The sequence below is a fragment of the Erysipelatoclostridium sp. AM42-17 genome, assembly GCF_003480255.1.
Classification (GTDB): Bacteria; Bacillota_I; Bacilli_A; order Erysipelotrichales; family Coprobacillaceae; genus Faecalibacillus.
The window spans coordinates 25,075-39,447 of the sequence record NZ_QUIN01000023.1; the positions used below are offsets into that span (position 1 = coordinate 25,075).

The following is a 14,373-nucleotide window of genomic DNA, read 5'->3' on the forward strand; positions in this document are numbered from 1 at the left end:
TGACAACTGTGTTATAATAGAACAGAAATTTAATGAGGTGAAAATGAATGAGTAAACAAGTGTTTAGTATGGATTTTTATGGTAAAAATCTAAGTGTTGAAATTGGAGAATTAGCTAAACAAGCTAATGGTAGTGTTTTAGTAAGATATAATGATACCGTTATTTTATCAACTGCTGTTGCTGGTAAAGAACCTAAAGATGTTGATTTCTTTCCTTTAACAGTTACATATGAAGAAAAACTATATTCTGTTGGTAAAATTCCAGGTGGATTTTTAAAAAGAGAAGGTCGTCCTAGCGAACATGGAACATTAACAGCAAGAATGATTGACAGACCAATCCGTCCTTTGTTTGCTGATGGATTTAGAAATGAAGTTCAATGTGTTAATACAGTTTTATCTGTTGATCAAAATGCATCTCCAGAAATGGCTGCTATGTTAGGGGCTTCACTTGCACTTTGTATTTCAGACATTCCATTTAATGGACCTATTGCTGGTGTTAATGTAGGTTTAATTGATGGTGAATTTACAATTAATGCAGGTCCTGAAGCAATGGAAAGAAGTTTAATTAACTTAGAAGTTGCGGGAACAAAAGATGCTATTAATATGGTTGAAGCTGATGCAAAAGAAGTAGATGAAGATACAATGTTAGATGCTTTAATGTTTGGACATGAAAAGATTAAAGAATTAATTGCTTTTCAAGAGCAAGTTGTTGAAGCGTGTGGAAAAGAAAAAATTGAAATTCCTTTATTTGAATTAGATGAAAGCCTAGTTCAAGAAATTACTGATTTGTGTAATGATGAAATGGTAGCGGCTGTATCTATTCCTGGTAAATTAGAAAGATATGCTGCTATTGATGAAATCATGGATCGTGTAACAAAACAATATGATGAAAAAGAATATGCAGATGAAGATACAAAAGCATCTGTTATGAAACAAGTTGGTATCATTTTACATGACTTAGAAAAAAATGAAGTTCGTCGTTTAATTACAGAAGAAAAAGTAAGACCAGACGGTAGAAAAGTAGATGAAGTTCGTCCTTTAAATGCTCAAGTTGATTTATTACCTAGAGTACATGGTTCTGCATTATTTACAAGAGGGGAAACTCAAGTATTATCAGTATGTACTTTAGGAGCAATGGGAGAAGTTCAAAAAATAGATGGTTTAGGTCTTGAAGATCAAAAGAGATTTATGCATCACTATAATTTCCCACCTTATTGTGTAGGTGAAACAGGAAGAATGGGTGCTCCAGGTCGTCGTGAAATTGGACATGGAGCATTAGGGGAAAGAGCCTTAGCTCAAGTTATACCTGATGAAAAATCATTCCCATATACTATTCGAGTTGTTTCTGAAGTTTTAGAATCAAATGGTTCAAGTTCACAAGCTTCTATTTGTGCATCTTCAATGGCTTTAATGGCTGCAGGGGTACCAATTTCTAATCCTGTATCTGGGGTTGCCATGGGACTTGTAAAAAAAGGTGACGATTATACTATTTTAACTGATATTCAAGGTATGGAAGATCATTTAGGTGATATGGACTTTAAAGTTGCCGGAACTAAAAATGGTATCTGTGCTTTACAAATGGATATTAAAATAGATGGTATTACAAAAGAAATTTTAAAAGAAGCGTTAGCTCAAGCTAAAGTTGGACGTGCTCAAATTATGGATTGTATGTTAGGGGCTATTGCTGAACCTCGTAAACAATTATCTAAATATGCTCCTAAAGTTTATACAATGCAAATTCATCCAGATCAAATTAGAGATGTTATTGGTCGTGGTGGAGAAACAATTAATGAAATTATTGAAAAAGCACATGATGTTAAAATTGATATTGAACAAGATGGTACAGTTGTTATTTACCATAGTGATCAAGAAGCGATTGATATTGCAGTTGATTTAATTACTAAAATTGTTAAACGTGCTGAAGTCGGTGAAGTTTATGATGGTAAAATTGTGCGTGTAGAAGATAATTATGCCTTTGTTAATTTATTTGAAGGTACAGATGGATTCTTACATATCTCTGATTGGGCACATGAAAGAACTTCATCTATGAAAGATGTTGTTAAACTTGGTGATGTTGTAAAGGTTAAAGTGACAAAAGTTGATGATAAAGGTAAAATCAATGTATCTCGTAAAGCATTAATGCCAAAACCAATAAAAAAAGAAGAAAAGAAAGATGAAACAAAGTAAAATCATTCTTGCGAGTAGTTCGCCAAGAAGAAAAGAATTATTTGAAAAATATCATTTAAATTATTCTGTTGATTTTGTAGATACTGATGAAGTGTTAGATGAAAATCTAACACTTTTCAAACGTTTAGAGAATATTGCTATTCAAAAAGCAAAACCTTTACAAGAAAAATATCCACATCATACTATTGTTGCAGCTGATACTATGGTCACTTTCAATCAAGAAATGTTAGGAAAACCTAAAGATCGTAGTGATGCAAAAAGAATGCTTCAAATGTTATCTGGGCATAAACAAACTGTCATTACTGGGGTTTGTGTTATTAAAGATCAACATATAGCAAGTTTTAGTGATGCAACTGATATATTATTTAAAAAATTATCTGAAGAGGAAATTGAAAACTATCTAGATACCAATGAATGGGAAGGTAAAGCTGGTGCTTATGCCATCCAAGGGAAAGCAAGTCAGTTTGTAGAAAACATTGATGGTGATCTGGAAAATGTTATCGGATTACCTATGTATAAACTTTTAAATTATCTATAGAAAAAGATTCCACATATTGTGGAATCTTTTAGTCTTTAAGAGGTTCAAACCCTTTTTCATAAAGTTCAATATTAACTTGTTCTATTGTTTGTTTTTTTAATAAGCCTTTTAACATAATTAAGTCTCTACCATTGAGGGCATATAAATCACCTGCGTTATTTAAAGAAAGAAGATGACTTGTTTCTTTTTGTGATAGTCCCATAGCAAGGGCTAAACGATAAATTTTATCTTTTGCATTCTTACCTTTTTCGCCCCTGATAATCTTATATCCATAAGTTCTTTCTAATCCTGATTTTTTAATGATATCTGCTTCTTTTAAATTGTATTTCTTTAATAAATAATGAATATATTGTGAAAAATCCATATTATGTATTTGTTTTAATAATTCATCAATATCTGTTTCATTTTTTAATGCATTTTCTATTTCTTCTGTTAGAATCATATTATCACCTTAAAATATGATATACTAATTGATAAGGAGATACAAGCATGACAACGTTAGAATTAGAAATAATAAAAGAAACACCAACTAAAAGAATTACTTTGGTTAGAGAATTAGACAAAAGAAATATATACATAAAAAAAGAATTAAGAAATTATAATAAAGAATTATGGTATAAGTTACAACAAATTAATATACGGGGGATACCACGTATTTATTCTATTCAAGAAAATGATGGATGGTTAGAAATTATTGAGGAATATATTGTAAGTGAAACATTATATGATTATTTAAATCATCATGGTAAATTCAGTAGCGAGGAAGCTTTTCAAATTATCAATCAATTATGTGACATATTAGCTGTTTTACATCAGCAAACACCTAAAATTATCCATCGTGACATTAAACCTAAAAATATTTTTTATGATGGAAAACAAGTATATTTGTTTGATTTTGATATTGCTAGAGAGTATGAAGAAGGTCAAAAAAGAGATACAGTTTATTTGGGAAGCAAGGGTTATGCTTCTCCTGAACAGTTTGGTTTTTTACAAACTGATGAAAGAAGTGATATTTATTCTTTAGGTGTCCTATATCATGTTTTACTTACTTGTCAATTACCTCAAGAAAGTGAGTACCATGGTTATGAGGAATTATTGATTAAAAAGATGATAGCAATGGATCCACAAGCACGTTATCAAACAATAAAAGAGGTTCAAACAAAACTAAACCATCTACACCAACATCATTTACCACAAGAAAACAAAGAAGAAAAACGTTGTTATACATTACCAGGATTTAGAAGTCATAAACCATGGAAAATGATTATTGCACTTATCTGTTATATTTTAATTGCTTATGTTATTGTCGAATTTGATGTGGTTGATCCAATGACACCGTATGATGGTATTTTATATCGATTAATGCTTATTGCAATGAGCATCATTACGATTTCTTTTGCAACAAATTATCTATCAATATGGAAATATGTGCCCGGTATTCATGTTCAAAATCGTTTTCTAAGAATGTTGATGATTATTCTTTCTTGGCTTGTTATGATGTTTATTATTTTTATACTTGCTGTTATTATTTTTACTATTTTAATGTAATGTGTGCCCCATGGGGGCACCTTTTTTATTTTATAAGAGATTATATTATAGATGTAGTCTATTTCTATTAAAGGAGATGATCAGATGAATATCAAAGAATATAGTCAATATAGTGTATCTGGAAAAATTTTATATCTTGCTTCATTATTTAATGGGATTAAAGATCATTTAAAAATATTAAGCGAAAAAGAAGAATTAACTTGTATAGAATCTCAATTGTTTACTATATTAAATGATTTAGAGTTTGGTACTAATGAGTTATGTAATCTGTATGAAATAATAGAAAAATCTGAATCAGTGAAATAGACGGGAAGGGGAAAAATATGAAAATATGGAAATTAGTTGCAGGAATTTTATCTATTATTATAAGTGTAATTGTATTTTTTCAATCAGCACTTGTAGGAACTGCCAACACGCTTTCAGCAAATGGTGAAGTTGGAGGTAGTGCTGGGTTATTTGTCGCTGTCTTTATGCTTGCAGGAGGAATTGTTTCAATTGTAACGAGAAACAGTGAGAAAAAGGGTGGTAATATCGCACTTATTGTTTTATTTTTATTAGCTTCAGTATTAGGATTTACTTTAGCGGGGAGCTATGGTGATCTTACAATTTGGGCAAGCTGGTGCTTAATAAATTTAATTTTAGCTATTGTGTCATATGTAAAAATACAGAAAGGAAATAGGTAATATGAAAAAGTTAGCAAAAAGTATACTGGTTTTACTTTTATCACTTTCTATGTGTGCATGTTCTAGTTCTTCGAGTGTAAGTAAAAAAACAAGTTCTCAAAAGAAAACAGAAGAAAAGCAAAAAGAAAAAATATATACGACTGGAGAAACTGTTACTTATACAAAGAATAATAAGAATTTAGTCAAATTTACGGTCGATTCTGTTCAAGCAACTGATGAACGCAATGAATTTGAAGAATCTAATCCAGCGCAAGTTATCATTATTAAATATTCTTATGAAAATTTAAATGATGATGATGAAGTATATTTTTCAAGTATAAATTTTAAGGTTGTTGATGAAGGTGGAAATGTATGTGAAAGTTATCCAGCTTCTTTAAATGTATATCCACAGCAAGCACCTAAAGGAACAAAAAGCGAGGGTGAAGAAGCTTATGGATTAAAGCAACAAAGTTCTAAAGTTAAATTTATTGTTGATTTTGATTTTACAGGAACAAAAGCGACATATGAATTACCTATTCAATAAATAAAATGCGCCCATAGGGGCGTTTTTTGTTATATTTTTGAAAAATAAGCGAAATAATGTAAACGGTACCATTTTTTTATTGTTTTTTTATAACATAATATTTATAATTAATATTATGGAGGTGCTTAGTATGGACAAAAAAGTAAAGAGAATTGCCTTATTATCAGGTGGAGGAGATTGTCCGGGTTTAAATGCAGTTATTCGAACAATTACAAAAACTGCAATTTCTAAATATGGTTATGAAGTGATTGGCTATGTTTATGGATATAGAGGTTTATATAATAATAATTATGTTGAATTAACTGAAGAAAGCGTAGAAGATATTTATAAAGAAGGGGGAACTATTTTATATAGTTCTAATAAGGATAATTTATTTGACTATTTAGTTGATGATGGTCATGGCGGAAAAGTAAAAAAAGATGTTTCTGATGTGGGGGTAGAAAATCTTAAAAAAGATGGTGTTGATGTACTTGTAGTCTTAGGTGGAGATGGAACACTTACAAGTGCAAGAGATTTTTCAAGAAAAGGTGTAAATGTTATTGGTGTACCTAAAACAATGGATAATGATTTAGCAAGTACAGATGTAACTTATGGCTTTATTTCAGCTATGTCTGTTGGTACTGAATTTATAGATCGTTTACAAACAACAGCAAAATCACATCATCGAGTTATCTGTTGTGAATTAATGGGAAGAGATGCTGGCTGGATTACTTTATATGCAGGACTTGCTGGTAACGCAGGTGTTTGTTTAATTCCTGAAATTCCTTTTACCATTGAAAATATCGCTAAAGCAATTAAAAAACGTGATGAAAAAGGATTGCCTTATACAGTTGTTGCAGTTGCAGAAGGTGCTAAGTATGCAGACGGTACAAAAGTTATTGGTAAAATTGTAGAGGATAGTCCAGATCCAGTACGCTATTCTGGTTTAGCAGCAAAAGTGGCTGATGATTTGGAAAAGGTGATTCCTAATCATGAAGTACGTTCTGTAAATCCAGGACATATTATTCGTGGTGGTGATATTACAGCTTATGATCGTATTTTATCTATTCGCTATGGTGTAGCAGCTGTAGAACTTATCAATGAAGGTAAGTTTGGTAATGTTGTTACAATTAATGGAGATAAAATGGGATATACTTCATTAGAAGAAGTTATTGGTGCTGCTAAAATTGGCCAACAAAAACATGTTGATCCTCATGGAGAATTAGTCAAAGCTGCAAAAGCTATTGGTATTTCATTTGGTGATGAATAATAAAACAAACGGACCTGTAAAGGTCCGTTTTAGTCATCAAAATCATTGATAGGGCTATGTAAAGGGTGACGTACGTCATTTTCTTTATCATAGCTAATTTTATTTTTTATGTTATTATCATAATCTTTTTTAAATATACAAGAAAAGATAACATTAAGAATATATTCCATAGATGTTTGTGATGCAAAAGGAGCAATTTTTGTAAAGATTTTTTCTCTTGATCCGATATTTAATATGTAGTTTGCATAGTGAGATAGACGATTATCACCTATTGAAGTTAAAATAATAATAGGTGTTTTTTTATCCTTTAATATTTTAGCAACCTTAATTAATTCATTTGTTTCTCCAGAGTATGAAATAATCATAGCTACCTTATTTGGATTAGAATTGTATGACATAAATACTTGTTCACCAGCAATCATTTTTAAATTAACATTTCTTTGGATCCTCATCATTTTATGTTGGAATGATAAAGCTGCAAGCAGTGAATTACCTGTACCATAAATATCAATATCATAATTATGATAAAGTAGTTCTACAATTTGATGTAACTGGTCAAAATCAATAAGCTGAATGGTTTCAGCAACTACTTCTTGATTTAAACTGGCTAATTTATGAACAATCATCGAATCACTGTCATTTTTACTAAAAGGAAAGTTAACATCAATCCGATTTGTATGTGCTAAGTCAAATTGTAATTCTGCTGAATATTTAATTTTAAAATCACTGTACCCTTCAAGACCTAATTTATGACATAATCTAACAATAGTGGCTGGAGAGGTATAGGTTTTTTGTGCAAGTTCTTTAATAGAAAGAGTTAATACTTTTTCTCCTTCGTTTAAAATATAGTGTGCAATTTCTTTTTCTGAATGGGAAAAGTCAAGTTCAAATTCTAATTGTGTCATTATACTCATTTTTATCACCATAATCATTATATCATGAAACAAAGTTTCATAAAACTGTTGTTTTTTAAATTAAATATGAAACAATATAAAAAGGAACATCATAGATATTTACAATTAAATTTTGATGGTTAAAATATTATTGTGAGATAAAAAAGGAGATTATTATGGAAAAAAAATTAGCTAAAGATTTTTATTGGGGTGGATCAGTTTCATCATTCCAAACTGAAGGACATCGTCATGAAGGTGGAAAAGGATTATGTGTTTATGATGTAAGACCTATGAATCCTGAATTTTCTGATTGGAATGATGCTATTGATGAATATACTCGTTATGATGAAGATATTGCATTAATGAAAGGAATGGGATTTAATTTCTATCGTTTCTCTATTTGTTGGAGTCGTATTATTCCTAATGGTACATTAGATGAACCAGTTAATGAAGAAGGAGTTAAATTTTATAGCGATTTAATTGATAAATTATTAGCTGCTGGAATTGAACCAATGATTACATTAGTTCACTTTGATATGCCATATCATTTAGTAGAAAAATATAATGGTTTTGCTTCAAGATATGTTGTTGATTGCTTTGAAAGATATGCCAAAGTATGTATTGAAAGATTTGGTGATCGTGTTAAACATTGGATGTCATTTAATGAACAAAATCTTCATAGTATGATGTTACGTGTTTCTAACGCTGAAGTTATTCCTGAAGGCGTAAGCTATCCTAAACATTTATATCAAGTTAATCATAATGTTATGATGGCTCACTGTAAAGCAGTACGTGCTTTAAGACAAATGCAACCAGATGCTAAATTCTGCGGAATGGGTGCTATTACAAACATTTATGCTTATGATAATAGTCCAGAAAATAACTTCTTTGCTACTAAAGGTTATAATTTATTAAACGGATTCTTAGTTGATACATTTGCTCAAGGTAAATATCCTGATTATTGGAATGCTTATCTTGAAAACAGAGGATGGATGCCAGAATTTGAAGAAGGCGATGAAGAATTATTAAAATACACAGTTGATTATATTGCTTTCTCTTATTATCGTTCAAATACAGTTAAAACTGGAAAATTTGATTACGAAAGACCTGCACATGAATGTGTAAATGAACAACAAATTAAAAATCCACATTGCGAAGCTAATGAATGGGATTGGGAAATTGATCCAATTGGATTCAGATGGACATTAAATGATTTACATCATAGAACTGGACTTCCAGTATTTGTTCTTGAAAATGGTATTGGATGGCGTGAAGATATGACTCAAGAAGAAGTAGACAAAATGTTAGCAGAAGGTCGTACTATTGAAGATGATTATCGTATCAATTATCATAGAGATCATATTAAAGAAATGAAAAATGCTATTTTTGAAGATGGTGTTGATTGCTTAGGTTATATTACTTGGGGACCAATTGATATCTTAGCTAGTATGTGCAATATGGATAAACGTTATGGATTTGTTTATGTTAATAGAACAAACAAAGATTTAAGAGATATGAAACGTATTCCTAAAAAATCATATTATTGGGTTAAAAAAGCATTTGAAAGCAATGGTGAAGAGTTAGACTAAAAAATAAGATATATCACTTTCATAGTGATATATCTTTTATTTTTATTTGTATTTAATTGGAGTATAATAGTTTTTGAAAAGCGAGGAATATTATATGGAATTTAATGAAGTTATTACAAATCGTTACTCATGCAAGGATTTCACTGATAAACAAATTGATGAACATCAATTAAATGAGATACTAGAAGCTGGAAGAATTGCGCCAACTGCAAAAAACTTTCAAGAACAAAAAATATATGTTATTCAATCAAAAGAATACTTAGATAAAATTGATCACTGCACACCTTGTCGTTATCATGCACCAACGGTTTTAGTTGTTGCTTATGATAAAAATCATGTTTTTAATTATCCTGGTGATAAAAGAAATTCTGGAATTGAAGATGCTTCTATTGTTGCTACTCATATGCTATTAGCTGCCTATAATGCAGGGGTAGATAGTTGTTGGATTAATTTTTTTGATCCTGAACAGTTAGCAAAAGAATTGAATCTTCCAAAAAATGAGGAAATCTTAATGATGATGGATTTAGGGTATGGTAAAGCTAAACCATTAGCTAATCACTTTTCTAGAAAAGAAATTAAAGAAACAGTTCAATATTTATAAATAATTAAGTCTATACAATGTATAGACTTTTTTATACAATAAGCTAAAGGGAGATAGTATATGAAACTGATATTTAAACAAAGATTACTCTCACTATTTGATAGTTATGATATTTATGATGATCAAGACCAAGTTGTTTTTAAGGTGGAAGGGAAATTGAGTTTTGGACATAAATTATTGATTTATAATGTTCATGATGAATTAGTTGGGATGATTAAAGAAGAATTATTGACTTTTATGCCTAGATTTGCTTTGTATAAAAATAATCAATATGTTGGTTCGATTCGCAAAGTATTTCAATTGTTTAAACCTGCTTATGTTTTAGATTATCTTAACTGGTCAATTGAGGGAGAAATAATGGAATGGAATTATGATATTTATGATGAAAATCATCAAAGAGTAGCAAAGATAGATAAAGAACTTCTACATTTAACAGATACTTATATTTTAGATGTTGAGGATTTCCAATATGCATTAGATGTTTTAATGATTGCTTTAGCTATTGATATTGAAAAATGTAGCCGACAAAAATAATCAAGAAAGTTTTAGACATTAATATCATTATTTGTTATGATATCCTAAGAAAAGGGAGAATATAATGGAAAAAAGTAAAAATTTAATTATCGATGTTAATGAAAAACCTAATGGTTTACAATGGATTTTCTTGAGTTTCCAACATGTATTTGCCATGTTTGGAGCAACCATTCTTGTTCCTATTTTGACTGGTTTTCCAGTATCTGTTGCTTTATTTGCCTCAGGTATAGGAACATTAATTTATACAATGTGTACTAAAAGAAAAGTACCAGTATATTTGGGTTCATCTTTTGCCTACATTACAGCAGTTCAATTAGCTGTAAAATCTATGGGTGGTGATGTTTCAGCAGCACAAACAGGATTAATGTTAGTTGGTCTTATTTATGTTATTATTGCAATTATCATTAAATTTGTAGGGAAAGATTGGATTGATCGTTTATTACCACCAATTGTTATTGGACCTATGATTGCAGTTATTGGTTTAGGTCTTGCCAGTAATGCAATTACTAATGCTGGGTTTGTTTTAGGTGGTGAAGTTTCTTATATGATTGTTGCCATTGTTACATTTTTAGTTGCAGCATTAGTTTCAAGTCAAGCAAAGGGATTTTTAAAGATTGTACCTTTTTTAATTGCAATATTAGTAGGGTATGTTTTATCTTTATGTTTTGGTATTGTGGATTTATCAGGAGTATCAAAAGCTGCATGGATTTCAATTCCACAATTTAAATTTCCATTCCATGTACCTGGATTTGACTCATATCATTTACACTTTGGACCTGAAACATGGGCTGTATTACCAGTTGCTATTGTTACTGTTTCAGAACATATTGGCGATCATACAGTTTTAGGAAAAATCTGCGGACTTAATTTCTTAAAAGATCCTGGATTAGATCGTACTTTGATTGGTGATGGTCTTGCTACAACTGTATCTGCATTTATTGGTGGACCTGCTAATACAACTTATGGTGAAAATACAGGTGTTATTGGTTTAACAAAAATTGGTTCTGTATATGTTACTTGTGGAGCAGCGTGTATTGCTATTTTACTTTCTTTTTGTGGTAAAATTGCAGCATTAATCAGTTCTATTCCAAATTGTGTACTTGGAGGAATGAGTATTCTATTATATGGTGTTATTGCTAGTAATGGTTTACGAATTCTTATTGATGAAAAGGTTGATTTTAGTAAACAAAGAAATCTGATTATTGCTTCAGCAATGCTTGTCATTGGTTTAGGTGGTGCGGTTTTCCCACTTGGTGGAAGTGCTACTTTATCTGGAACAGCATTAGCTGCTATTGTTGGCGTACTATTAAATTTAATTTTACCAATGAATTCTAATTAAGAACTTTTTGAAAGTTCTTTTTTATTTATAGCACTCAAGTGTTGACAGTGCTAAATAAAAGTAATATACTGTTTTTAGCAAATTTAATAGCAGAGTGCTAAAGGAGGATAATTATGGCAGAAAAAAAACAATTTAAAGCTGAATCTCAAAGATTACTAGATTTAATGGTCAATTCCATTTATACACATAAAGAAATATTTTTAAGAGAATTAATATCTAATGCAAGTGATGCTAGTGATAAATTATATTATAAAGCTCTTACAGAAAATATTTCATCTATTAATAGACAGGATTTATCTATTGATCTAGCTATTGATAAAGAAAATAGAACTCTTACAATAACAGATCATGGTATTGGAATGGATAAAGATGAATTAGAAGAACATTTAGGAACAATTGCTAATAGTGGGTCATTTAAATTTAAAAACGAAAATGATCATGATGATATAGATATTATTGGTCAATTTGGTGTGGGCTTCTATTCAGCATTTATGGTTGCAAAAAAAGTCGAAGTTTCATCACGTAAGTATGGTCAAGATCAAGGGTATACATGGGTTTCAAGTGCAAATGATGGCTATGAAATTTTTGAAACTAATGGATTATCTACAGGAACATCAATTAAATTATATTTAAAAGATAATACAGATGATGATAAATATGATGAATATTTAGATCAATATGAAATAGAAAGATTAATTAAGAAGTATTCAGATTATGTTCATTATCCAATTAAAATGGATGTGACTGTTTCTAAGAAAAAAGAAGATAGTGATGAATATGAAGATGTTGTTGAAAACAAAACACTTAACTCTATGGTTCCATTATGGAAACGTAATAAAAAGGATATTAAACTAGAAGAATATAATGAATTCTATAAAGATAAATTCAATGATTTTTCAGATCCTTTAAAAGTCATTCATACACGTGTAGAGGGTAATGTTTCTTATGATGCATTATTATTTATTCCTAGTCAAGCACCTATGAATTATTATTCAAATGATTATGAAAAAGGTTTACAACTTTATAGTCGTGGTGTCTTCATTATGGATAAAGCCAGCGATTTAGTTCCAGAACATTTTAGATTTGTTAAAGGTTTAGTTGATTCACAAGATTTATCTTTAAATATTTCACGTGAAATTTTACAGCACGATCGTCAATTAAAATTAATTGCTGATAAGATTGAAAAGAAAATTCAAAGTGAATTAGAAAATATGTTAAAAAATGACCGTGAAAAATATGAGTCATTCTTTAAAAATTTTGGTCTTCAATTAAAATTTGGTATTTATCAAAGCTATGGTATGCTAAAAGATAAATTACAAGATTTATTACTATTCTATTCAAGCAAACAAGATAAATATATTACTTTAAAAGAATATATTGATAGTATGAAAGAAGGACAAGCTGAAATCTATTTTGCAAGTGGTGAAACAAAAGAAAAAATTGCAACTTTACCACAAGTAGAAGTGGTTTTAGATAAAGATTATGATGTTTTATTCATGATGGACAATGTTGATGAATTTATGATTCAAATGATGAGAGATTATGATGGTAAAGCATTTAAAAATGTAGCTCAAGGTGATTTAAATCTTGAAACTGAAGAAGAAAAGAAAGAATTAGAAAAGATTAATGATGATAATAAAGATTTACTTACAGCTATTAAAGATTCATTAGATAATAAAGTAGTTGATGTAAGATTTACAAATCGTTTAAAATCACATCCTGTATGTTTAGTAAGTGATCAAGGTGTATCGTTTGAAATGGAAAAAGTATTGAATGCGATGCCAGAAGGTGGCGATGTTAAAGCAGGACGAATTTTAGAAATCAATCCAAATCATCCTATTTTCCAAGCAATTTCTAATGTGTTTAAAAATAAACCAGATACTATCGGTGATTATGCATCATTATTATATGATCAAGCTTTATTAATTGAAGGATTTACTGTAGAAAATCCAGTGGATTTTTCAAATAAAATTTGTGATTTGATGATTCAATTAAATAAATAAAGTGGATAAAAAACGGCTACATTGAGTAGCCTTTTTTATTAGACATTGTTATAATGGCTTTGGAGGTGCAAATATGGAGTTAAATGATATTATTAATCAGCGTAAGAGTATTAGAAAATATAAAGATCAAGATGTATCAAAACAATTAATTGATGAAATGATTCATTGTGCTACTTTGGCAGAAACATGGAAGAACAGTCAAACACCACGTTATCATGTTATCCAATCAAAAGAATTATTAAAACAATTTAAAGCACAATGTTTACCGGAATTTAATCAAAAAAATGTTGAAAATGCACCTGTATTAATTGTTTCTACTTTTGTTAAAGACCGTGCAGGTTATCAAAGGAATGGAAGCCCAGATAATGAACTCAATAATGGTTGGGGTATTTACGATACAGGTCTGCATAATCAAAATTTAATTTTAAAAGCAACTGAATTAGGCTTAGGAACATTAGTGATGGGTATACGAAATGAAAGAAGTATTCGCAAATTATTGGAGATTCCAGCTAACGAAATGATTGTTTCAGTTATTGCGGTAGGGTATAGTGATATTGATCCCCAACGTCCACCTAGAAAGACAGTGGAAGAAATTACACACTATTATTAAAAAAGAAAACTCAAAGAGTTTTCTTTTCAGACTGTTGACAAATTGACTATCGACAGTCTTTTTAAAATTTGTTAGAA

The 14,373-nt window shown here is 29.9% G+C and carries 15 protein-coding genes; 13 read left to right on the plus strand and 2 right to left on the minus strand.

The features are described from left to right. Window positions 1-47 precede the first annotated feature (47 nt). Both pnp and DW911_RS08910 read left to right on the plus strand, forming a co-directional pair. Window positions 48-2,186, plus strand: a complete 2,139-nt coding sequence (gene pnp / locus DW911_RS08905) for a polyribonucleotide nucleotidyltransferase (RefSeq protein ID WP_118431819.1) — start codon at window positions 48-50, stop codon at window positions 2,184-2,186. Next, window positions 2,173-2,724, plus strand: coding sequence for a Maf family protein (locus tag DW911_RS08910; RefSeq protein WP_118607723.1), 552 nt, complete (start codon window positions 2,173-2,175; stop codon window positions 2,722-2,724). Before pnp ends, DW911_RS08910 begins: the two co-directional genes overlap by 14 nt. A gap of 28 nt (window positions 2,725-2,752) precedes the next feature. Here the strand turns inward: DW911_RS08910 and DW911_RS08915 are convergent, their stop codons facing one another. Beyond that, window positions 2,753-3,166, minus strand: a complete 414-nt coding sequence (locus DW911_RS08915; protein WP_118431815.1) for a hypothetical protein — start codon at window positions 3,164-3,166, stop codon at window positions 2,753-2,755. A gap of 47 nt (window positions 3,167-3,213) precedes the next feature. Here DW911_RS08915 and DW911_RS08920 point away from each other — a divergent pair, with 47 nt between their 5' ends. From DW911_RS08920 to DW911_RS08940, 5 genes are all read left to right on the plus strand, one after another. Then, the gene (locus tag DW911_RS08920) at window positions 3,214-4,272 is read left to right on the plus strand and encodes a serine/threonine protein kinase (RefSeq protein WP_118431813.1); all 1,059 of its coding nucleotides are present in this window, start codon (window positions 3,214-3,216) and stop codon (window positions 4,270-4,272) included. An 84-nt stretch (window positions 4,273-4,356) separates the two neighbouring features. Continuing rightward, window positions 4,357-4,578: a hypothetical protein gene (locus DW911_RS08925; protein ID WP_118431811.1), complete on the plus strand. Its 222-nt coding sequence runs from the start codon at window positions 4,357-4,359 to the stop codon at window positions 4,576-4,578. A gap of 17 nt (window positions 4,579-4,595) precedes the next feature. After that, entirely contained in the window at window positions 4,596-4,955 is a 360-nt protein-coding gene (locus DW911_RS08930; protein WP_118431809.1) for a hypothetical protein, read from the plus strand. A gap of 1 nt (window position 4,956) precedes the next feature. Then, a complete protein-coding gene (locus tag DW911_RS08935) occupies window positions 4,957-5,478 on the plus strand; it encodes a hypothetical protein (RefSeq protein WP_118431807.1) in 522 nt (173 codons plus the stop codon). Window positions 5,479-5,608: 130 nt separating this feature from the next. Further along, on the plus strand, window positions 5,609-6,727 hold the full coding sequence (locus DW911_RS08940; RefSeq protein ID WP_118607724.1) for a 6-phosphofructokinase: 1,119 nt from the start codon (window positions 5,609-5,611) through the stop codon (window positions 6,725-6,727). A 29-nt stretch (window positions 6,728-6,756) separates the two neighbouring features. Here DW911_RS08940 and DW911_RS08945 read toward each other — a convergent pair whose 3' ends face one another. After that, entirely contained in the window at window positions 6,757-7,641 is an 885-nt protein-coding gene (locus tag DW911_RS08945) for a MurR/RpiR family transcriptional regulator (RefSeq protein WP_118431803.1), read from the minus strand. A 155-nt stretch (window positions 7,642-7,796) separates the two neighbouring features. On the opposite strand from DW911_RS08945, the gene DW911_RS08950 reads away from it, so the two are divergent. From DW911_RS08950 to DW911_RS08975, 6 genes are all read left to right on the plus strand, one after another. Beyond that, window positions 7,797-9,209 (plus strand): glycoside hydrolase family 1 protein, encoded by a 1,413-nt coding sequence (locus DW911_RS08950; protein ID WP_118431801.1) that lies wholly within the window; start codon window positions 7,797-7,799, stop codon window positions 9,207-9,209. 94 nt (window positions 9,210-9,303) lie between these two features. Further along, window positions 9,304-9,810: a nitroreductase family protein gene (locus tag DW911_RS08955; RefSeq protein ID WP_118431799.1), complete on the plus strand. Its 507-nt coding sequence runs from the start codon at window positions 9,304-9,306 to the stop codon at window positions 9,808-9,810. 60 nt (window positions 9,811-9,870) lie between these two features. Next, on the plus strand, window positions 9,871-10,344 hold the full coding sequence (locus DW911_RS08960; protein WP_118431797.1) for an LURP-one-related/scramblase family protein: 474 nt from the start codon (window positions 9,871-9,873) through the stop codon (window positions 10,342-10,344). 64 nt (window positions 10,345-10,408) lie between these two features. Next, window positions 10,409-11,683, plus strand: a complete 1,275-nt coding sequence (locus DW911_RS08965) for a uracil-xanthine permease family protein (RefSeq protein WP_118431795.1) — start codon at window positions 10,409-10,411, stop codon at window positions 11,681-11,683. 113 nt (window positions 11,684-11,796) lie between these two features. Then, window positions 11,797-13,686: a molecular chaperone HtpG gene (gene htpG, locus DW911_RS08970; RefSeq protein ID WP_118431793.1), complete on the plus strand. Its 1,890-nt coding sequence runs from the start codon at window positions 11,797-11,799 to the stop codon at window positions 13,684-13,686. Between the two features lie 73 nt (window positions 13,687-13,759). Beyond that, on the plus strand, window positions 13,760-14,296 hold the full coding sequence (locus DW911_RS08975) for a nitroreductase family protein (protein WP_118431791.1): 537 nt from the start codon (window positions 13,760-13,762) through the stop codon (window positions 14,294-14,296). Window positions 14,297-14,373 lie beyond the last annotated feature (77 nt).